Here is an 18,740-nt window from a genome sequence, read left to right as displayed (position 1 = left end):
GCTACAGCTCCAGCCTGGCGCGGCGATCGAGCGGGCGCGCGAACAGGCCGGCGAGGTCGCCTGCCTGCTCGTAGCCCTGGATCGGCGTGAAGACGAGCTCGATGGACCACTTGGTGGCCATGCCCTCGGCTTCCAGCGGGTTGGCGAGGCCGAGGCCGCAGACGGTCAGATCCGGCGCCGCCGCGCGGCAACGATCCAGCTGCCGGTCCACGTCCTGGCCCTCGGAGAGGCGGACGGAGTCGGGCAGCAGTGCGACCTCCTCGGCCATGATCTCGCGATGCAGATAGGGCGTGCCGACCTCGGTGAGCTGCATGCCCAGCTCACGCGACAGGAAGCGGGCCAGCGGGATCTCCAGCTGGCTGTCCGGGAAGAAGAAGATGCTTTTGCCGGCCAGCGCCTCCCGGTGGCGGGCAAGGGCGGCTCGGCCGCGCGCCTCGCCGGCGGCCAGCGCCTCCGCGATGCGGGCCTCCGGGCAGCCCCACTCCACGGCCGCGGCGCGCAGCCAGGCGCTGGTGCCTTCGACGCCCAGCGGGAACGGGGCCGCGATGCGCTTCGCGCCGCGCGACTCCAGCGCCCGCAGCGTGTCGCCAAGGAAGGGCTGCGCGAGCAGGATCCGCGTCCCGGGGCCGATGGCGGGCAGTTCCGCCGCGCGGCGGCCCGGCAGGAAGCGCACGGGCCCGACGCCGAGGGCGGCGAAGTGGCGGATCATCTGATCCTCCACCACCTCGGCCAGCGCACCCACGACCAGCAGGGAGCGCGCGGTGCCGGGCTCGGCCGGCATTTCCGGCACGAGGGAGGCGAGGCAGGCGTCCTCGCCCTGGGTGAAGGTGGTCTCGATGCCGCTGCCCGAATAGCTCAGCACCCGGACCTTCGGCATGAAGCGGCGCGACAGGCGCTGCGCGGCGCGGGAGAGATCGAGCTTGATCACCTCCGACGGGCAGGAGCCGACGAGGAACAGCATGCGGATGTCGGGCCGCCGCTCGATCAGCCGCGCGACGACGCGGTCGAGCTCGTCATTGCAGTCGGCAAGGCCCGCCAGGTCGCGCTCGTCGATGATGGCGGTGGCGAAGCGCGGCTCGGCGAAGATCATGACGCCGGCGGCGGATTGCAGCAGATGGGCGCAGGTGCGGCTGCCGACGACCAGGAAGAAGGCGTCCTGGATCTTGCGGTGCAGCCAGACGATGCCGGTGAGGCCGCAGAAGACCTCGTGCTGTCCCCGCTCTCGCAGCACCGGGCGCGTGACGCAACCGGCGACGGCAGCGGGCTCAGCCGCGGCGAGGCTCATGTGGCCTGCATCCCGTCGAGCGACGGCATGCGCGCTTCCTGCCGTCGGGCGGCGCGCAGCTTCAGCACGAACTGCACGGCATTGACGACATAGGCGGCGTAGGCGGCAAGGGCGAGCAGCATCTGGCCCTGCCCGTCGCCGATGCCGGCGAAGACGGCCACGAGATAGGCCGTGTGCAGCGCCAGCACGAGCATGCTGAACACGTCTTCCCAGAAGAAGGCCGGGGCGAACAGCCAGCGGCCGAACACCTCCTTCTCCCAGATGCAGCCGGTGATCATGATCGTGTAGAGCACCAGCGTCTTCACCACGACCGAGCCGGTGGCGGTGGCCAGGCCGTCGCCGGTGGCGAGGTAGCGCAGCACGAGGCCCAGGCTGACGAGGAAGACGGCGAATTGCAGTGGGGCCAGGACGCCCTGCACCATGGTCCAGGGAGAGGCGTCGCGGCGGCGACGCTCCTCCGCCGTGTAGAGGGCCGGCTGCGGCTGGCCCGTCCGCGGGCAACGGCGGCCCGAGGCGGCACCCCAGGGGGCGCTGTCAAGGGCGTCGATCACGCCGCGGAGGCGGGTAGTTGTAAGCATTGCTTGACAACCCTCGGTCAATGGCGGTCCGCTGTGCGTCGCGCGGGTCTGCCTACCGCCAGGAACGGCAGGCTGCGGAAGCTCGGTTCGAAAGGCCGCCCACTTTCGGCATCTTGGGCAGGGCACTTCCGCATGTTTCTCCCCACGTCGCGCTTCGTAGAGGAAGGCTAGAGACACAGCGTCGCAGGTGTCAAGCTTCATTGACGTAAATCGGGATTGACATTCCGAGCCGCGATCGTGACAGTCATCAGCGGGAGAGGGCGATGACCTCGAAACCCATGGCTGCTGGAGAGCCACTGGTGGAGATGACCGAGAGCGGGGGCCAATCCATGTCCGTGGTGACGTCGGGGTTCTCCCCCGCGTCGCCCGTGGCGCTGGCGTCCGCATCCGAGACAGGCCTGCGCCCGGCAGGCGAAGGCGCGGAGCGGCGGCATGTCGCCTGGCTCGCAAAGGCGCTGGAGGCGGAAGTCATTCCCCGGCTCGTCCTGGCGCGGAATGTCGGACCGGACACCGCCGGCCACGAAGCCGGCCCAGGCCCCACGGCCGAGGAAGTCGAAGAACTCGCCCGCATCGCGATGACGGGTGAGCTCGCCGCCGCTGCGGCCTTCGTCGGCCGGTTGCGCGCGCGCGACGTTTCGCTGCCGCGGATCTATCTCGAACTCCTGGCACCCACGGCCCGCCGGCTTGGCGAGATGTGGTCGGAGGACCGCTGCGACTTCACCAGCGTCACCGTCGGCCTGTGCTGCCTGCAGCAGCTGGTGCTGGAGAACAGTCACGCCTTCGAGCCACGCCGCGGCCGCCATGGTGGCGTGCGGCGCATCCTGCTGGCGCCGGTTCCGGGCGAGCAGCACAGCCTCGGCCTTCTCATCGTCGGCGAGTTCTTCCGCCGGCAGGGCTGGGAGGTGATCAGCGGCACCGGCGCATCCGCACGGGAGATCGTGGCGACCACGCGCAAGCAGTGGTTCAGCATGGTGGGCTTCTCGCTCACCTGCGACAGCAGGGTCGAGGCCCTTGCGGCGCTGATCCACGACATCCGGCGTGCGACGCGCAACCCGGGCCTCGGCGTCATGGTCGGCGGCCTGCCTTTCGCGGAGCGGCCCGAGCTGGCGGCGCTGGTCGGTGCGGACGCCACGGCGACGGACGGGCAGCAGGCGGTGCTGAAGGCGGAGACGTTGCTGGCCCTGCTCACACAGGAGACATGAGGCGTCGAGGCGCCTGGATTTTGATCGTGCTGGTTTCTTTTCGGATTGGCGACCAGGAGGACGGATTGCAGAGGGGTCCCCCGGCATGAAGGACGGGATGCGGTGTGAAGGCGTTCAAAGCCCCCAAGACGTCGGTCGGACACCTCGACGCCGAAGCGGTGTCGGGGCTGGTCGTCGCCTCGGCGGACGTTGCGCTCGTGCTTGATGAGGCTGGCGCCATCCGCGATGTCGGCTTCGGCAGCGACGAGCTGGCGAGCGACCTCGGGAATGGCGGCTCCTGGCTCGGGCGCGCATGGATCGACACGGTCAGCCGCGACAGCCGCGGCAAGGTCGAGGCGCTGCTGGATCCTGCTCCGCCGCAGGACGCGCCGCGCTGGCGCCACGTGAACCACGTGCTCGCGGAAGGCGCCACGGTGCCGATCCTCTGCTCGGTCGCCCCGCTCGGGCGCGCCGGGCGCCGCGTCGTGTTCGGGCGGGACCTGCGCCCGCTCTCGCAGCTGCAGCAGCGCCTGGTCGAGGTGCAGCAGTCGCTGGAGCGCGACTATTCCCGCCTGCGCCAGGCCGAGACGCGCTATCGGCTGCTGTTCCAGATGTCGGTGGATCCGCTGCTCGTGCTGGATTCGGAGTCGCTCAGGGTGCTGGAGGCGAACCCGTCCGCGCAGCGGCTGTTTGCGGGCGCCACGCGCCGGCTCACCGGCCGCCCGCTGCCCGAGCTGTTCGCCATGTCGGACCGCGCATCCCTGCAATCGCTGCTGACGACGCTGCGCAATGCAGGCCGGGCGGACGACATGCGCGCGAAGCTGTTCGAGGAAGGGCCGGACGTCACGGTGTCCGCCGCGACCTTCCGCCAGGAAGGCAGCATCCTGTTCCTCGTACGGCTCGAGACGGACGCCGCCGCGGGCGCATCCGAAGAAGAGACGGGGCTTGGCGCGCGGCTGCTGAAGGTGATCGACGGCGCCCCCGACGCCTTCGTCGTCACCGACCAGGATGCCCGCATCATCAGCGCCAATGCCGCCTTCCTCGACATGGTGCAGATCGGCGCCGAGGACCAGGCGCGCGGCATGTCCCTCGAACGCTGGATGGGGCGCCAGGGGGTCGAGCTCGACGTCCTGCTCGCCACGCTCCGCAGCCGCGGCTCCGTCCGGCTCTTCACCACCACCTTGCGCGGCGACCTCGGCGCGATGACCGAGGTCGAGGTTTCCGCCGTCGCCGTCCAGCATGGCGGCGAGCCCTCCTACGGTTTCCTGGTGCGCGACATCGGGCCGCGCACGAAGCCGGCGCCGCGCACGGCCAACGGCGCGACGCGCTCGGTCGAGCAACTGACCGAGCTGATCGGCCGCGTTCCGCTCAAGGATCTGGTGCGGGAGGCGACCGATGCGATCGAGCGCCTATGCATCGAGGCGGCGCTGGACCTGACGGGCGACAACCGGGCCTCGGCCGCGGAGATGCTCGGGCTCAGCCGGCAGAGCCTCTATGTGAAGCTGCGGCGCTACGGCCTCGGCGATCTCGGCCCCGACGACCATGTGGAGGGCTGAGGACGCCATGTCCGGCGAGGCAGGGATTTCCGGCACCACCACGCCCCGCACGCGGCCCTCGCCGGCCGTGGTGCTGGAGCTGCTGAAGCCGGTCACCTGGTTCCCGCCGATGTTCGCCTTCGCCTGCGGCGTCGTCGCCTCCGGCGCCTCGCTGGCGGAGCGCTGGCCGCTGGCGATGCTCGGAGTGCTGCTCGCGGGACCGCTGGTCTGCGGCATGAGCCAGGCGGTGAACGACTGGTTCGACCGGCATGTAGACGCGGTGAACGAGCCGCATCGGCCGATCCCCTCGGGCCGCATGCCGGGTCGTTGGGGCCTCTATGTCGCGATCGGCTGGACTTGCGTGTCGCTCGTGGTGGGCGCGCTGCTCGGGCCCTGGGGATTCGGGGCGACGGTACTGGCCTGCATCCTTGCCTGGATCTACAGCGCGCCACCGCTGCGGCTGAAGCGCAGCGGCATCTGGGGGCCGCTGGCCTGCGGGCTGAGCTACGAGTCACTGCCCTGGATCACCGGTGCCGCGGTGCTGTCCGGCATGGCGCCCGATCCCCGCGTGGTGGCGGTTGCTGTGCTCTATGGCCTTGCGGCGCATGGCATCATGACGATCAACGACTTCAAGTCCATCGAGGGCGATCGGCGCTTCGGGCTGCGGTCGCTGCCGGTGATGCTGGGGCCGGAACGCGCGGCGCTGGCCGCCTGCTGGATCATGGCGGTGCCGCAGATGCTGGTGGTCGCGCTGCTGCTGGCCTGGGGTCATCCGATCGCGGCCGGGATCGTCACGGTGGTGCTGGCGCTGCAGGGTCTCTCGATGCGCAAGTGGCTGACCGATCCGCGTGGCCTGGCGCCCTGGTACAACGGCGCGGGCGTCACGCTGTTCGTGACCGGCATGATGACCTGCTCGGTGGCGCTGGCGCCATGACGACGCAAGCACCCCTCGGCTGGCTCGGCATCCTGCGCCTCGGCCTGGTGCAGACCTCGCTCGGTGCCGTGGTGGTGCTGACCACGGCGGCGCTGAACCGGGTGATGGTGGTGGAGCACGCGCTGCCGGCCATGCTGCCGGGCGCGCTGGTCGCTCTGCACTATGCCGTGCAGATGCTGCGGCCGCGGCTCGGGCATGGCTCCGACCAGGGCGGCCGGCGCACGCCCTGGATCATCGGCGGTATGGCGGTGCTCGGACTGGGCGGCGTTGTGGCCGCGGCGGCGACGGCCTGGATGGGCACGGCGCTGGTGCCGGGCATCCTGCTTGCGGTGCTGGGCTTCCTGCTGGTCGGGCTCGGCGTCGGCGCGGCGGGCACGTCGCTGCTGGTGCTGCTGGCGTCGCGCGTGGCGCCGGCGCGCAAGCCGGCGGCGGCCTCGATCGTGTGGATCATGATGATCGCCGGCTTCGTCGTGACGACGGCGACCACCGGTCGCCTGCTCGATCCCTACACGGCGGAACGGCTCATCACGGTGACGGCGGCGGTCTCCGTCATCGCCTTCTTCGTCAGCATCCTCGCCGTGGCGGGCATCGAGGGGCGCGGCCAGGCCGCGCGGACGGAGCGCGCGGCACCAACCGCCTTCCGCACGGCACTCGCGGAAGTCTGGTCGGAGCCCGCGGCGCGGCACTTCACCCTCTTCGTCTTCGTCTCGATGCTGGCCTACAGCGCGCAGGACCTGATCCTGGAGCCCTTCGCCGGCGCGGTCTTCGGCATGACGCTCGGCGAGTCCACGCGGCTGTCCTCGGTGCAGCATGGCGGCGTGCTGGCCGGCATGATCGCCATCGCGATCCTGGGCAGCCTTGCGAAAGGCGGCATCCGGATGCTGCGGGGCTGGATCCTGGGCGGCTGCGTGGTCGCCTGCTGCGTGCTGCTGACCCTCGCTTTCGCCGGCGTGCGCGGCGGCGCCTTCCCGCTGCGGCTCGCCTTCTTCGCGCTGGGCGTGGCCAACGGCCTGTTCGCCGCCGCCGCTATCGCCGCGATGATGCAGCTCGTGGCGCAGGGCCGACGCGGACGCGAAGGCGTGCGCATGGGCATGTTCGGCGCGGCGCAGGCGATCGCCTTCGGCCTCGGCGGCTTCCTCGGCACGGTGGTGCTGGATCTCGGGCGCCTCGCCACGGGCAGCATCGCCGGGGGTTTCAGCGTGGTCTTCCTGGCAGACGCCGCGCTGTTCCTCGCCGCGGCGCTGCTGGCGCTGCGCATCGGCCAGGACGTGGCAATGCGCCGCGACGACTTCGCCCAGGCCGCACCGGCCTCACCCTAGGAGCAGACGAAGGATGCAGGACGAGACCTTCGATGTCGTGGTGGTGGGGGGCGGGCCTTCCGGCGCGACGGCCGCGTATGACCTGGCCCGCAATGGCCGCAGCGTGCTGCTGCTGGACAAGGCAGGGCGCATCAAGCCTTGCGGCGGCGCGATCCCGCCACGGCTGATCCGCGACTTCGACATCCCGGCACATCTGCTGGTGGCGCGGATCACCTCGGCGCGGATGGTCTCGCCCGCCGACAAGGAAGTGGACATGCCGATCGACACCGGCGGCTATGTCGGCATGGTGGACCGCGAGGATTTCGACGAGTTTCTCCGGGTTCGCGCGGCGGAGGCGGGCGCGACACGGGCGACCGGAAGCTTTGAGACCCTCGCGCGCGATCCCGACGGCGTGGCCGTTGTGGAGTACCGGGAGAAGGGTTCGCCCGACTCCGCGCCGCTTACGCGTGTGCGGGCACGCCTCGTCATCGGCGCCGATGGCGCACGCAGCCAGGTCGGCAAGCAGGCCGTGCCGGGCGCCGACAAGGTGAAGTGCGTCTTCGCCTATCACGAGATCGTCGAGGCGCCGCGGCAGGGCGAGGTCACAAAATACGACGCCGACCGCTGCGACGTGTACTACCAGGGCAAGCTCTCGCCCGACTTCTACGCCTGGATCTTCCCGCATGGGGAGAAGGTGAGCATCGGCACCGGCTCCATGCACAAGGGTTTTGCGCTGCGCGGCGCCGTCGCTGACCTGCGGCGCGCGACCGGCTTCGACAAGCTGCGCACCATCCGCCACGAAGGCGCGCCCATCCCGCTGAAGCCGCTGAAGAAATGGGACAACGGACGGGACGTGCTGCTGGCCGGCGATGCCGCCGGCGTGGTCGCGCCGGCCTCCGGCGAGGGCATCTACTACGCGATGCTCGGCGGGCGGCTTGCCGCGGAGGCGGCTGAGGCGTTCTGCGCCTCCGGCAATCCGGCCGCGCTCGGCCTGGCGCGCAAGCGCTTCATGAAGCAGCACGGGCGCGTCTTCTGGATCCTCGGGATCATGCAGTATTTCTGGTACTCGTCGGACAAGCGCCGCGAGAAGTTCGTCAAGATCTGCGAGGACAAGGACGTCCAGCGCCTGACCTGGCAGAGCTACATGAACAAGGAGCTCGTGCGCCGCGATCCGCTGGCGCATGTGCGGATCTTCTTCAAGGATCTGGCCCACCTGTTCGGGTTCGCCCGCGCATGAGCCGCGCGCGACCCGCTGGAGTGACTGACTGATGCGCCTCTCTTCGCTCGATGCCGCCCTCGACGCCCGCGCCACGGGCGGCGGCTCCCCGCATCGCCACGGCACGACGCGGGCGCTGCCGCTGCGCGTTGGCACACGCGGCTCGCCGCTCGCGCTGTGGCAGACGCGGCACTTCCTCGGCCTGATCCAGCGCGTCTGCCCGTTGCTGCGCGAGGTCAACGCCTTCGAGGAGCATGTGATCGCGACCTCCGGCGACAAGATCCAGGACAAGCGCCTGGCGGATATCGGCGGCAAGGGGCTGTTCGCGAAGGAGATCCACGAGGCGCTGACGGATGGCCGCATCGACTTCGCGGTCCACAGCCTTAAGGACCTGGAGACGGAGCTGCCGCCCGGCATCGTGCTGGCCTGCACGCTGCGGCGCGAGGATCCGCGCGATGCCATCGTGCTCGGTCCCGAATGCCACGCGCCGGACGCCGGGGATCCCTTCGCCTGCCTGCCGCGCGGCGCGCTGGTCGGCACCGCCTCCGTCCGCCGGCAGAGCCAGCTGCTGCATGCGCGCCCCGACCTGCAGGTGGAGATGATCCGCGGCAATGTCGGATCGCGCCTGGCCAAGGTGCGCGGCGAGGGCGGGCCGCAGGCTTCGCTGCTCGCGCTCGCCGGGCTGCGGCGGCTTGAGATGGCGCATGAGGCCGGCAGCGTGCTGGATCCCGAGGTCATGGTGCCCGCCGCCTGCCAGGGCATCGTCGGCGTGACGGTGCGGGCCGACGACGCCGAGCTGCGGGAGCTGCTCTCGATCATCGAGGATGCCGAGGCAGCGGTCGCCAGCCGTGCGGAACGCGCGCTGCTCTCGGAGCTCGACGGCTCCTGCCGCACGCCGATCGGCGGTCATGCGCGTCTGCAGGCGGATGGCAACGTGGAACTGACCGGCCTCGTCGCGCGCGCCGATGGCTCCTTCCTGTTGAAACGGCGGATGTGCGGCGCCGCGGCCGACGCCGCGCGGCTCGGCCGCGAGCTCGGCGACAGCCTGCGCGCGGACTCGCCCGCCGACATTTTCGGGTAGCGCCTGATCCGCGAAGGCAGAGTCGCCGAAGCGGTGAATCAGTCGCTCAGATAACGGGCTCAGCCCTCCTCGCCGAGGCCCAGTTCCCGCATTCGCTTCCAAAGCGTGGTGCGGGAGATGCCGAGCAGCTGCGCGGCGCCGGCGCGGCTGCCGCCGGAACGGCGCAGCGCGTCGCGGATCGCGGCGCGCGCGGCATCGCCCAATGCCGTGTCCAACGTCGCGGGCGTGGCAGCGGGCGGCGGCTCCAGCGCCGCCTCGGGAAAGAGGTCGGCAGCCTTGAGCTCCTCGCCCTCGGCCAGCGCGACGGCGCGCTCGATCCGGTTGCGCAGCTCACGGATGTTGCCGGGCCAGTCATGCTCGGCCAGCGCCGCCATGGCCGCCGACGGCAGCCGGCGCGGGCCGAGGCCGAAGCGGGCCACCGCATCCGCCAGAAGGCGCGCGGCGAGCAGGGGAACATCCTCCGGCCGGCGCCGCAGCGGCGGCACCGCCACCCCGATCACATTGAGGCGGAAGAACAGGTCCTCGCGAAAGGCGCCGGCGCGCACGCGCTCCGCCAGGTCGGCATGGGTGGCGCAGACGATCCGGGCGGCGAAGGGCCGCTCCGCGGCGGCGCCCACCGGCAGGAAGCTGCGCTCCTGCACCAGGCGCAGCAGCTTGGCCTGCAGGTCGGGCGCGAGTTCCGCCACCTCGTCCAGCAACAGCGTGCCCGCGCCCGCGCGCTCCACCAGCCCGACATTGCGCGCGACCGCGCCGGTGAAGGCGCCGCGCTCATGGCCGAACAGCGTGCTCTCCGCCAGTTCCGCCGGGATGGCGGCGCAGTTCACCGCGACGAAGGGTTGCGCCGCACGCGGCGAGGCGGCGTGCAGGAAGCGCGCCGCCACTTCCTTGCCGACACCCGTCTCGCCGGTCAGCACCACCGGCACATCCACCCGCGCCGCCTTGCGCAGCGTCGCCTCAACGGTGCGCATGGCGGGCGAGACGCCAAGCGGCGGCGCGTCTGCCTCGGGTTGCGGATCGGCCGCCAGCGCCGCGCGCAGCGCGACCATCAGCCGGTCCACGTCCACGGGCTTCGTCAGGTAATCGCGCGCGCCGGCGCGAACCAGGCGCACGGCCTGCGCCACCTCGCCGAAGGCGGTCATGAAGAAGGCGGGCAGGGCGCCGTATTCCGCCAGCAGGCGGCGATATACCTCCTCGCCCGACATGTCCGGCAGGCGGATGTCGCTGAGCACCGCATCGGGCGCCAGCGCCGCCGCCTCCCGCAGCGCCGCCGCGCCTGTCTCGGCAAGGCGCGGCCGATAACCTTCCAGTCGAAGCCGCTGCACCAAAGCGGGGCCAAGAACCGGGTCGTCCTCCACGACCAGCACCACTTTCGGCGTGCTCATGCCGGGGCGCCCGCCGATGTCAGGGGAATGGAGAGCCGGATCAGCGTGCCGCCGCCCGGCCGCTCCGCGACCGAGGCCCGCGCATCGAGGTTGCCGAGCAGCCCGACCACCACGCCGAGGCCAAGCCGGCGCGAGCCCTGCGGCGCCTCCCCCTGCCCGGCCAGCCGCGCGGCTTCCGCGGCGCCGAGGCCCGGGCCAGCATCGGCGATCTCGCAGGCCAGCGCGTCCGCTTCGAGCCATGCGCGGAACCCGACCGCGCCGCCGCGCGGCGTCGCCTCGCAGGCGTTCAGCAGCAGGTTCAGCAGCACCTGTCGCACGCCGCCGGCGCCGACGCCGATCTCGCCCCCCGGCAGGTCCAGCGCGACATCGAGCCCGACGCCGCCACGCGCCGCCGCCGGGCGCACCAGCTGCGCCAGATCCTCGAGGTCGGTGCGCGTCAGGCGCCGGTCGTCCTCCGGGCGATAGAGGTTCAGCGTGCTCGTCACGATGCGGTCCAGGGCGCCGATGCCGCGGTCGAGGAAGCCCAGCGCCTCCTCCCGCACCGTGGGGTCGTCGCCGAAGCGACGCAGGGTGGAGACGGCGGTGGACAGCCCGCCGAGCGGGTTGCGCACCTCATGCGCGACGGTGGCCGCAAGCCGCCCGAGCGCCGCGGCCTGTTCCCGGTCCGCCAGCTCGTTGGCCAGCCGCTCGCGCTCCCTCACGCCGTCCACCATGTGATTGTAGGCGCGGAGCACCGCGGCGCTGCGCGCATCGGCCTGTGCCACCACCACGTCCGAGAGCGGCGCCGGCGCACGCCGCGCGCCCTCCGACAGCGCGGCGACAAGCGCCCGGAGCGGGCGCCCCACCCGGCCGAGCACGAGCCAGGTCAGCGCGGCGAAGATTCCGGCCAGCGCAAGATCCACCAGCACGATGGTCCAGGAGAGGCGGCTGCGCGATTCGAGCAAAGGCCCGATGTCGAGCGCGGCGACGATGCGGCCCGCGCCGTCCACGCGCCGCGCGGCCCAGGCGGTGCCTGCCTCCTCGTCCATCCGCCAGCCATTCTCGGGCAGGCCGGCCGCCACCGCTTCCGGCAGTGCGGGATCGCCATGGCGGGCGAGCAGCGTGCCGTCCGGCCCGAAGGCAAAGAGGCCGCGCTCCGCGACGCCGCGCTGCTCGGTGAAGGCTCGGGCGAAGCGATCGGCGACATAGGCGCCGTCCCCTGCCTCCAGCCCGGCGCGCACGCTGGCGGCGATGCCGTCCAGATAGACCTTGCCGAGCTGTTCCAGCTGCTGGTCGGCCTGCCGGTTCGTCACCAGCAGCGCGACCTGGGTGGTGCCCACCGCCACCGCAAACACCAGCGCGCCCGCCGCCGCGGGCAGGCGCAGCGCGGGCGGCAGCATGGCGGGCCGGCGCGAGGCGCCTTCGGGAAGTGGGCGGTCGGCAGTCATCGCCGGCTCATATGGGGTCGCGCTTCCCCGCGCCCCTACCGGCCGCCCCGCCTCACGGCAAGAGGATGACGGGCACCGTGTCGGCCGTGGTCTCGAAGGCGCAGTTGCGGATGCTGTCGAAGAACCCGCCATGCCGGTTCGACAGACGTGACATCACCGCCCCGTCGTAGCGGGAGAGCAGGCGGCGCAGCTCCTCCTGCTCGAAGTCGAGGTCGAGCGAGGCGAGCACGGTCACCTTGCGACCATGCGCGCGCAGCAGTTCCGCCTGAGCGGACACCATCTCGGCGACGCCCGGCCGATCATCGCCGACCGGCAGGATGGCGACCGGCGCGCCCTGCCAGAGGCCGGTGCGCAGCAGCCCGGCCGCGAGCGCGCCGCAGGCAGGAGAGCTGCCGACCAGCAGCAGCACCGCGCGAACATCCCCCGGCCGCCGCGCCACGCGCAGCACCGGCGCGACGCGCGCCCGCGCGAGAGAGGCCGCGATCTCCATGCCCGGCTCGGCCTCAGCGCCATGCGGGCCGGCGCCGGCGGGCAGCACCACCAGGTCCTGCCCGGCGAGCAGGCGGGCCAGCGCGCTGGCCTCCGTCTCCTCATGGCGGGCGACGATGTCGAGATCCGGCGATCCGGCCGCGAGGGACTGGAACTCGTCCAGCGCGGCGGCGCAGCTCTGCCGGATGCGGGCGCGGCTGCTGGAAGCGAGCCAGCTGGACCAGAAGGCGCCGCCGACCGGCAGCGGGCCGCGCCAGGCGCGCGGCTCCAGCCCCGCGCCGGAGAGGCCGGTGAGCTGCGCGCCGGTGCCGCGCGCCATCTCCAGCGCGGCCTCGGTGGCCTCGCGCTGGGCGGCGCCGCCGACGAGGCAGCAGAGGATGCGGCGGATCGCCGCGGCATCGGCGGCGGGCGCGCCGCGGCTGGCCGGATCGGCCGCCCGGCGGAACTCCGGGATCGCGGTCATGGCGTTGTCCTTCGGCAGGAGGTCACGCGGGAGGGGGCGACGCCGCGCCGTGCGGGCGGGGTCGATGTCGAAGACGCCGCGGTCGAGAACGCCGGCGAGCGCGTCGGCGACCGAGGCGGCGCCAAGCGGCGCGCCGGCGACATAGGCGGCACGGCCCAGCGCGTGGGAGGCGATGGGCGCGGTCAGCACGAGGAAGGCGACGGCGGCGATCGCGGTCAGGATCGCGCCCGGCGTGCCGAGCGCGAGGCCGGCGCCGAGCAGCAGCAGCCCCGCCCCGCCCACGCCCGCTTTCGCCGCCGCATGCATTCGGCTGAACGGATCCGGCAGGCGCGCGACGCCGAGCGCCGCAAGCGCCACGACGGACGCGCCGGCGATCAGCAGGAAGGCGGCGAGGATCTCGATGAGGTCGCTCATTCCGCGGGCTCCGTCGCGGGCTTCACGCTGGCGCGCTCGAGCAGGCGCGCGAAGGCGACTGCGGCGAGGAAGCCGACCAGCGCGATCCCGAGCGCGATGTCGAGGAAGGCGGCATGGCCCGCAACCAGCGCGGTCAGCGCGGCGAGGCACACGCCGATCAGGCCGAGCATGTCGGTCGCGATCGCGCGATCCGCCGAGGACGGGCCGGTGATCAGGCGCCACGCCACCGGCACCAGGCCGAGCGCCACGATCAGCGCAGCCGCCTTGGCCGCCAGGATGACGAGCTCGCTCATGGCAGCACCTCCCGCGCGCGGGCCTCGAGGGTGGATTTCATGCCGTCGATCGCCTCCGCATGGTCGGGCGCGTGCAGCACATGGACGTAGAGCGTGCGTCCATCCGGCGAGACGTCGAGGCTGGTGGTGCCGGGCGTCAGCGTGACCATGTCGGCGAAGAGCACGGTCCCCGCCGGCGATCGGACATCGAGCGGCACCGCCAGGATCGCCGGGCGCAGCCGCTCGGTCGGGCCCAGCACGGCGCGGATCGTCGCCCAGGTGGATTTGGCGAGCTCCACGACGAAGGTGGCCGCCACACGCAGCCAGGCGAAGGCGCGTCTCATCGCACGGCCTCCGCAAGCTGGACCGGCGCGGTGCCGAGCACCGCGGCGATATAGGCCTCGCGGTCCAGCAGCGCCTCGGCCGCGGCGAGCGAAAAGGCGGCGAAGGGCTCGGTCCAGAGGCCGATCGTCAGCGTGACGGCGCAGAGCGCGACGATAGGCGCGAAGGTGGCGAAGCGCTGCATGCGGCCCCACTCGCCCGGCGCCGGCTGGTGCGCAGCGGCCTCGGCCGGCGCGGCCTTCCAGAAGGCCTCGTTCCAGATCTTCACCATGGAGTAGAGCGTCAGCAGTCCGACCGCGAGCGCGACGGAGGCGAGCAGCCAGGCCTCCGCCTCGAAGCCGGAGCGGATGACGACGAGCTTGCCCCAGAAGCCGGAGAGCGGCGGGATGCCGGCGAGCGAGAGCGCGGGGATCAGGAACATCAGGCCGAGCAGCGGGCGCGTGGCCCAGAGCCCGCCGAGCTTCGCCAGCGCGAAGGAGCCGCCGACCTTCTGCATCGCGCCGGCGACCAGGAACAGGTTCGCCTTCACCACGATGTGGTGGACGATGTAGAGCACCGCGCCGGCGAGCGCGAGCGGCGTCATCAGCGCGACGCCGACCAGCATATAGCCGATCTGGCTGATGATGTGGAAACTCAGGATGCGCCGCACGTCGTAATGCGCCGCGGCGCCGAGTACGCCGACCACCATCGTCAGCATCGCGACCACGCCGATGATCGGGCCGAACAGCGCCTGGTCATGCGCGAAGACCAGCGTGAAGACGCGGATGATCGCGTAGACGCCGACCTTCGTCAGCAGCGCGGCGAAGATCGCCGCCACCGGCATGGACGCGGTGTGGTAGGCGGCGGGCAGCCAGTTGAACAGCGGGAAGACCGCGGCCTTGGCGCCGAAGGAGATCAGCAGCAGCACCGCTGCCGCGGCCAGCGCGCCCTGGTTCTCCACCTGCGGCGCGACGCGCGCGAGGTCCGCCAGGTTCAGCGTGCCGGTCAGCCCGTAGACCAGCCCGACCGCCAGCAGGAAGAAGGTGGTGCCGACCAGGTTCAGCATCACGTAGCGCAGCCCGCCATCCAGCTGCTCGCGCGTGCGGTCCAGCACGAGCAGGCCGAAGGAGGCGATGAGCATCACCTCGAACCAGACATAGAGGTTGAACAGATCGCCGGTGGAGAAGGCGCCCGCCACACCCATGACCAGCGCGTGGAACAGCGGCTGGAAGCCGGCGCGGTCGCGCTCCGCCGCGCCCGGGCCCATGGCGTATACGGCCACTGCCAGGGCCATCAGCCCGGTGATCACCAGCATGGCGGCGGAGAGCGGATCCACGACCAGCGTGATGCCGAAGGGCGCCGGCCAGTTGCCCATCTGCCCGACGACCATGCCGCCCGTCACCACCTCCGCCAGCAGGGCGAGGGTGGAGAGGAACAGCAGCGCGGCGGCGGCGACGCCGATGCGACGCTGCACCTCCGGCCGCTGCCACAGCAGCGCGGTGATCGCACAGGCGGCAAGCGGGATCAGGATCGGCGCGACGAGAAGGATCTGGCGCATCACACAACCTCCCGCAGCGCGGCGGGGGCCGGCACAGGTCGCGGGCGCGCGGGCGGGGGCGTCGGCGCCGGCTCGGCGGGCGGCGCGGCGGCGAGGGGCGGCTCGGCTTCCTGCATGTCCTCGGACATCACGCTGCCGAATTCGGCATGGGCGCGACGCAGCAGCACCAGCGCGAAGGAAGCGAGGCCGAAGCCGATGACGATGGCGGTCAGCACCAGCGCCTGCGGCAGCGGGTTGGCCGCCCCGGCCTCCAGCGCCTGCGCACCGGGTGCAACGAGCGGCGGCGTCATCGTGCCGATGCGGCCGGCGGCGAAGATGGTCAGGTTGGCGGCGGTGCCGAGCAGCACGAAGCCGAGCAGCCCGCGCGGCAGGTCGCGCGCCATCAGCAGATAGGCGGCCGCGGCGACGAGCACGCCAATGGCGAGGGGAAGGGCGATTTCCATCGGCTCAGTCCTCGTCCACCAGGGCGAAGACCATCGCCGTGATCGTGCCGATCACGGTGAGGTACACGCCGACATCGAAGAGCAGCGCGGTGCCGAGCGGCACCTTGAAGCCGACGTCCGGGAACCACCAGCGATGCGTCAGGTAGCCCGCGGCGGGATCGATCCAGGCCAGCAGGCCGCTGCCCGCCGCGAGCAGCAGGCCGATGCCGCACCAGCCGGCCGGCGGCACGCGCATGACGCGCAGCGCCGCCTGCCGCCCGCGCGAGATGACGAAGAAGACGAGCCCTGCCGAAGCCACAAGCCCGCCCACGAAGCCGCCGCCCGGCTCGTTGTGGCCGCGGATCAGCAGGTAGAGCGAGACGATTGCCGGCACCCAGAGCAGCAGCGGCGCGGAGACGCGGAGGATCAACGATGCGTCCATGACTCAGCTCCCCACCCGGGCGCCGCGGCCGGAAGCCCGCAGCAGCGCGATCACCGAGAAGGCGGCGATGGCGAGCACCGCGATCTCGCCGAGCGTGTCCAGCGCGCGGAAATCCACCAGGATCACGTTCACCACGTTGCGGCCGTGGCCGCCGGGCACGCTCTCCGCGCCGAACCATTCGCCGAGGCGCGGATCGAAGGGCGCGGCCAGGACGGCGAGCAGCACCAGCGCGACCGAGAGACCGAGCGCGCCCGCCACCGCGGCATCCACGGTGCGCTGGCGCCCCGTGCGGACATCGCGCGCACGCACCGGCAGGCGGATCAGCACCGTCGCGAGGATGACGATCAGCAGCACCTCCACGGTGAACTGCGTCAGCGCCACGTCCGGCGCGCCGAACGTCAGGAAGACCAGCGCCGTGCCGAAGCCGACCAAGCCGGTCGCCATCACCGCGGCCAGGGTGCCGCGGGCGACCGCCGCCGCGATGGCGCCGAGCGCGATCGGCAGGAATGCCAGGGCGCGGAAATCAAGCGGCGCGGCCTCCGGCAGGTCGAGCCCGCCGCGCGCGACCAGCACGGCCAGCGGGCCGAGCGCGGCAACCAGCAGAAGCACCTGCATGTAGCCGCGCAGGCTGCCATGCTGCACCAGCCGCGTCGTGCCCTCGGCCCAGGCGACGAGCCCTGCCAGCGCGCGGTCATAGAGGCGCGCGGTGTCGAAGCGGTCGAAGGCAGATGCGCGGCGCAGCCGCGGCATCAGGCGCCCCCAGGCGAGCAGCAGCAGCAGGCCGAGCGCGATGGTCGCCGCGCTCAGCGCCAGCACGGGCGTGAAGCCGTGCCACAGTTTGAGCGGCACCGCCGCCGGCGCGCCGAGCATCGCGGCGACCGCGCCATCCACCAGCCACGCGCCGACAAGGGAGGGTGCTGCGCCGGCCAGCAGGCCGAGCCCGGCCAGCAGGATCGGGCCGGCCAGCATGGATTTCGGCGGATCATGCGGCGTCGCCGGCGTCGGGCGCAGCGGGCCGAAGAAGAGCCGCCAGGAAAGCAGCCCGGCGATGGCGACCATCGCGGCGTTGACCAGGAAGCCGATGCTGGCGAACAGCCCCGCCGCACCGCCGGTGGCGAGCTTCGCCTCGTAGATGATCTCCTTCGCCACGAAGCCGACGAAGGGCGGCAGCCCCGCCATAGAGAGCGCGGCGAGCACGGCCGCGAGCGCCGTCAGCGGCATGGCGCGGCGCAGCCCGCCGAGCGCGGCGGCATCGCGCGTGCCGGTCTCGTGGTCCACGATGCCGGCGACCAGGAACAGCGCCGCCTTGTAGAGCGCATGCACCAGCAGGAAAGTGACCGCAGCCGTGGCCGAGAGCGCGGGCGCCAGGCCGATCAGCATGGTGAGCGAGCCGAGCGCGGTGACGGTGGTCCAGGCCAGCACGCGCTTCAGGTCGCTCTCGCGCAGCGCGTAGATCGCGCCCACGGCGGTGGTGAGCAGGCCGGCCGTGGTCAGCAGTTCCTGCCAGAACGCCTCGTGCTGATAGACCGGATTGAGCCGCGCCAGCAGGTAGATGCCGAGCTTCACCATGGTGGCGGAGTGCAGATAGGCGCTGACCGGCGTGGGCGCCGCCATCGCGTTCGGCAGCCAGAACTGGAAGGGGAACTGCGCCGACTTGGTGAAGCAGCCGAGCACGACCAGCAGCATCGCGGGGATGGCGGCGGGATGCGCCAGCACCGCTTCCCGCGCCGCGATGATGCCGGAGAGGCTGGTGGTGCCGGCGGCCATCGCCACCAGGATCAGGCCGGCGAGCAGCGCCAGCCCGCCGCCGCCGGTGACCAGCAGCGCCTGCAGAGCCGCCTTCCGCGCGCCGGGCTTCTCATGGTCGTAGGCCACAAGGAAGAAGGAGGCGAGGCTCGTCAGCTCCCAGAAGACGAAGAGCGTGACGACGTCGTCCGCCGTGACGGCGCCGAGCATCGCGACCATGAAGATCAACAGCAGCGTGACCAGGCGCGGCAGGCGCGTATCGCCCTTCAAATAGCGGCTGGCATAGAGCAGAACGAGCGCGCCGATGCCGGTGATGAGCAGCACGAAGACCAACGAAAGGCCGTCCAGGCGCAGCCCGCCGACCACGCCGAGGGAGGGGACGGACCAGAAGCCGAACCGCAGGTCGGTGGTCTCGGTCACGCCCGGCGCGGCGAGCAGGTAGAGCAGGAAGGCCAGCGCGGCGACGGCGGCGCCGGCCTGCGCCACGCCGCGCTTCATCATGGTGGCCGCAATGGCGCCTGCCAGGCCGAGGCCGAGCGGAAGGCCGAGCGCGAGGGACGGGGCGATGCTCATCGCTGCCCACTTTTCAAGAGACGTGCCAGGCCGCGCGGCGCGTCAAAGCCTGTAAAATCAATTGCTTAGAAATCCGGAGCGGCCCGTGCGCGTTCAGCGGCGCGAACGCGCGAACGCCCCGAT

17 protein-coding genes are annotated in these 18,740 nt (G+C 72.2%); 6 read left to right on the top strand and 11 right to left on the bottom strand.

Going from position 1 to position 18,740, the window contains the following annotated elements; all coding sequences use genetic code 11:
• Position 1: 1 nt before the first annotated feature.
• Positions 2-1,285, bottom strand: a complete 1,284-nt coding sequence (locus DFH01_RS07165) for a ferredoxin:protochlorophyllide reductase (ATP-dependent) subunit N (RefSeq protein ID WP_109869638.1) — start codon at positions 1,283-1,285, stop codon at positions 2-4.
• On the bottom strand, positions 1,282-1,836 hold the full coding sequence (bchF, locus tag DFH01_RS07160; protein WP_233255995.1) for a 2-vinyl bacteriochlorophyllide hydratase: 555 nt from the start codon (positions 1,834-1,836) through the stop codon (positions 1,282-1,284). The genes DFH01_RS07165 and bchF overlap by 4 nt, the downstream gene beginning before the upstream one ends.
• Positions 1,837-2,126: 290 nt before the next feature.
• Between bchF and DFH01_RS07155 the strand changes: the two genes are divergently transcribed.
• From DFH01_RS07155 to hemC, 6 genes are all read left to right on the top strand, one after another.
• A complete protein-coding gene (locus tag DFH01_RS07155) occupies positions 2,127-3,065 on the top strand; it encodes a cobalamin B12-binding domain-containing protein (protein WP_109869636.1) in 939 nt (312 codons plus the stop codon).
• Between the two features lie 104 nt (positions 3,066-3,169).
• Positions 3,170-4,600 carry a transcriptional regulator PpsR gene (gene ppsR / locus DFH01_RS07150; protein WP_109869635.1) on the top strand — a complete coding sequence of 477 codons (1,431 nt, stop codon included), beginning with the start codon at positions 3,170-3,172 and terminating at the stop codon, positions 4,598-4,600.
• Between the two features lie 7 nt (positions 4,601-4,607).
• A complete protein-coding gene (chlG, locus tag DFH01_RS07145) occupies positions 4,608-5,513 on the top strand; it encodes a chlorophyll synthase ChlG (protein ID WP_109869634.1) in 906 nt (301 codons plus the stop codon).
• Positions 5,510-6,832 (top strand): BCD family MFS transporter, encoded by a 1,323-nt coding sequence (locus DFH01_RS07140; RefSeq protein ID WP_109869633.1) that lies wholly within the window; start codon positions 5,510-5,512, stop codon positions 6,830-6,832. The genes chlG and DFH01_RS07140 overlap by 4 nt, the downstream gene beginning before the upstream one ends.
• 13 nt (positions 6,833-6,845) lie before the next feature.
• Entirely contained in the window at positions 6,846-8,048 is a 1,203-nt protein-coding gene (locus DFH01_RS07135; RefSeq protein ID WP_109869632.1) for a geranylgeranyl diphosphate reductase, read from the top strand.
• A gap of 31 nt (positions 8,049-8,079) precedes the next feature.
• The gene (gene hemC, locus DFH01_RS07130; RefSeq protein WP_109869631.1) at positions 8,080-9,108 is read left to right on the top strand and encodes a hydroxymethylbilane synthase; all 1,029 of its coding nucleotides are present in this window, start codon (positions 8,080-8,082) and stop codon (positions 9,106-9,108) included.
• Positions 9,109-9,167: 59 nt separating this feature from the next.
• Here the strand turns inward: hemC and DFH01_RS07125 are convergent, their stop codons facing one another.
• Genes DFH01_RS07125 through mbhE form a run of 9 tightly spaced genes read right to left on the bottom strand, consistent with a single transcriptional unit; the run spans position 9,168 to position 18,617 of the window.
• On the bottom strand, positions 9,168-10,490 hold the full coding sequence (locus tag DFH01_RS07125) for a sigma-54-dependent transcriptional regulator (protein WP_109869630.1): 1,323 nt from the start codon (positions 10,488-10,490) through the stop codon (positions 9,168-9,170).
• Positions 10,487-11,917, bottom strand: a complete 1,431-nt coding sequence (locus tag DFH01_RS07120) for a sensor histidine kinase (protein ID WP_158287645.1) — start codon at positions 11,915-11,917, stop codon at positions 10,487-10,489. The genes DFH01_RS07125 and DFH01_RS07120 overlap by 4 nt, the downstream gene beginning before the upstream one ends.
• Before the next feature lie 52 nt (positions 11,918-11,969).
• A complete protein-coding gene (locus DFH01_RS07115; protein ID WP_109869628.1) occupies positions 11,970-13,283 on the bottom strand; it encodes a cation:proton antiporter in 1,314 nt (437 codons plus the stop codon).
• On the bottom strand, positions 13,280-13,576 hold the full coding sequence (locus tag DFH01_RS07110; protein ID WP_109869627.1) for an MrpF/PhaF family protein: 297 nt from the start codon (positions 13,574-13,576) through the stop codon (positions 13,280-13,282). The genes DFH01_RS07115 and DFH01_RS07110 overlap by 4 nt, the downstream gene beginning before the upstream one ends.
• Complete coding sequence (locus DFH01_RS07105; protein WP_109869626.1) at positions 13,573-13,899, bottom strand: Na+/H+ antiporter subunit E; 327 nt, start codon at positions 13,897-13,899, stop codon at positions 13,573-13,575. Before DFH01_RS07105 ends, DFH01_RS07110 begins: the two co-directional genes overlap by 4 nt.
• Positions 13,896-15,434, bottom strand: a complete 1,539-nt coding sequence (locus DFH01_RS07100) for a Na+/H+ antiporter subunit D (RefSeq protein WP_109869625.1) — start codon at positions 15,432-15,434, stop codon at positions 13,896-13,898. Before DFH01_RS07100 ends, DFH01_RS07105 begins: the two co-directional genes overlap by 4 nt.
• Entirely contained in the window at positions 15,434-15,877 is a 444-nt protein-coding gene (locus tag DFH01_RS07095; protein WP_109869624.1) for an NADH-quinone oxidoreductase subunit K, read from the bottom strand. Before DFH01_RS07095 ends, DFH01_RS07100 begins: the two co-directional genes overlap by 1 nt.
• A 4-nt stretch (positions 15,878-15,881) precedes the next feature.
• Complete coding sequence (locus tag DFH01_RS07090) at positions 15,882-16,298, bottom strand: MnhB domain-containing protein (protein ID WP_109869623.1); 417 nt, start codon at positions 16,296-16,298, stop codon at positions 15,882-15,884.
• A 3-nt stretch (positions 16,299-16,301) separates the two neighbouring features.
• A complete protein-coding gene (gene mbhE / locus DFH01_RS07085; protein WP_109869622.1) occupies positions 16,302-18,617 on the bottom strand; it encodes a hydrogen gas-evolving membrane-bound hydrogenase subunit E in 2,316 nt (771 codons plus the stop codon).
• Between the last annotated feature and the right edge of the window lie 123 nt (positions 18,618-18,740).

The sequence above is a fragment of the Falsiroseomonas bella genome (genome assembly GCF_003173615.1).
GTDB lineage: Bacteria > Pseudomonadota > Alphaproteobacteria > Acetobacterales > Acetobacteraceae > Falsiroseomonas > Falsiroseomonas bella.
The sequence above is the reverse complement of the archived record's forward strand: the minus strand, read 5'-3'. Positions and strand labels throughout refer to the sequence as shown.

Excerpts from the sequence above, each read along its gene's own strand:
- DFH01_RS07165 (WP_109869638.1), bottom strand. The coding sequence starts at position 1,285 with ATGAGCCTCGCCGCGGCTGAGCCCGCTGCCGTCGCCGGTTGCGTCACG.
- DFH01_RS07155 (WP_109869636.1), top strand. The coding sequence starts at position 2,127 with ATGACCTCGAAACCCATGGCTGCTGGAGAGCCACTGGTGGAGATGACC.
- chlG (WP_109869634.1), top strand. The coding sequence starts at position 4,608 with ATGTCCGGCGAGGCAGGGATTTCCGGCACCACCACGCCCCGCACGCGG.
- DFH01_RS07140 (WP_109869633.1), top strand. The coding sequence starts at position 5,510 with ATGACGACGCAAGCACCCCTCGGCTGGCTCGGCATCCTGCGCCTCGGC.
- DFH01_RS07135 (WP_109869632.1), top strand. The coding sequence starts at position 6,846 with ATGCAGGACGAGACCTTCGATGTCGTGGTGGTGGGGGGCGGGCCTTCC.
- hemC (WP_109869631.1), top strand. The coding sequence starts at position 8,080 with ATGCGCCTCTCTTCGCTCGATGCCGCCCTCGACGCCCGCGCCACGGGC.
- DFH01_RS07125 (WP_109869630.1), bottom strand. The coding sequence starts at position 10,490 with ATGAGCACGCCGAAAGTGGTGCTGGTCGTGGAGGACGACCCGGTTCTT.
- DFH01_RS07120 (WP_158287645.1), bottom strand. The coding sequence starts at position 11,917 with ATGACTGCCGACCGCCCACTTCCCGAAGGCGCCTCGCGCCGGCCCGCC.
- DFH01_RS07115 (WP_109869628.1), bottom strand. The coding sequence starts at position 13,283 with ATGAGCGACCTCATCGAGATCCTCGCCGCCTTCCTGCTGATCGCCGGC.
- DFH01_RS07110 (WP_109869627.1), bottom strand. The coding sequence starts at position 13,576 with ATGAGCGAGCTCGTCATCCTGGCGGCCAAGGCGGCTGCGCTGATCGTG.
- DFH01_RS07105 (WP_109869626.1), bottom strand. The coding sequence starts at position 13,899 with ATGAGACGCGCCTTCGCCTGGCTGCGTGTGGCGGCCACCTTCGTCGTG.
- DFH01_RS07100 (WP_109869625.1), bottom strand. The coding sequence starts at position 15,434 with ATGCGCCAGATCCTTCTCGTCGCGCCGATCCTGATCCCGCTTGCCGCC.
- DFH01_RS07095 (WP_109869624.1), bottom strand. The coding sequence starts at position 15,877 with ATGGAAATCGCCCTTCCCCTCGCCATTGGCGTGCTCGTCGCCGCGGCC.
- DFH01_RS07090 (WP_109869623.1), bottom strand. The coding sequence starts at position 16,298 with ATGGACGCATCGTTGATCCTCCGCGTCTCCGCGCCGCTGCTGCTCTGG.
- mbhE (WP_109869622.1), bottom strand. The coding sequence starts at position 18,617 with ATGAGCATCGCCCCGTCCCTCGCGCTCGGCCTTCCGCTCGGCCTCGGC.